Source organism: Pedobacter borealis DSM 19626 (genome assembly GCF_000708285.2).
GTDB classification, from domain to species: Bacteria; Bacteroidota; Bacteroidia; order Sphingobacteriales; family Sphingobacteriaceae; genus Pedobacter; species Pedobacter borealis.
Genome location: NZ_JAUG01000217.1, coordinates 1 through 477, shown reverse-complemented (window position 1 = coordinate 477; position 477 = coordinate 1). Strand labels below are relative to the sequence as shown.

Annotated in this window: 1 protein-coding gene; it reads right to left on the bottom strand. The window is 52.6% G+C overall.

Annotated features, from left to right (window positions below; genetic code table 11):
• Positions 1-477 (bottom strand): MBG domain-containing protein (locus AW17_RS24580; protein ID WP_036670904.1); only part of this gene is annotated, 477 nt, incomplete at both ends.

Genomic DNA, 477 nt, shown 5'->3' with positions numbered 1-477 from the left:
TTGGTTATCTGCCGCGATGGTTAATGCCGCCTTGGTGACCGTCAAAGTTCCTGCCGTATAGCTGATGCTGTAGTTAGATGATACCGCTCCGCTTGCCGTGATCGGGTATGTTCCTGCTCCGCTGCCGGTCACGGCTGTCGTGCTGATGCTTGGTTGCGTCGTCAAGCTGGTATTCGTATCACCGTTCACAAAGCCCGTATAAGTGACCGTTAATGTTGGGTTAGCTGTACCATACACTTTACTTTGGTTATCTGCCGCGATGGTTAATGCCGCCTTGGTGACCGTCAAAGTTCCTGCCGTATAGCTGATGCTGTAGTTAGATGATACCGCTCCGCTTGCCGTGATCGGGTATGTTCCTGCCCCGCTGCCGGTCACGGCTGTCGTGCTGATGCTTGGTTGCGTCGTCAAACTCGCATTCGTGTCACCGTTCACAAAGCCCGTATAAGTGACCGTTAATGTTGGGTTAGCTGTACCATA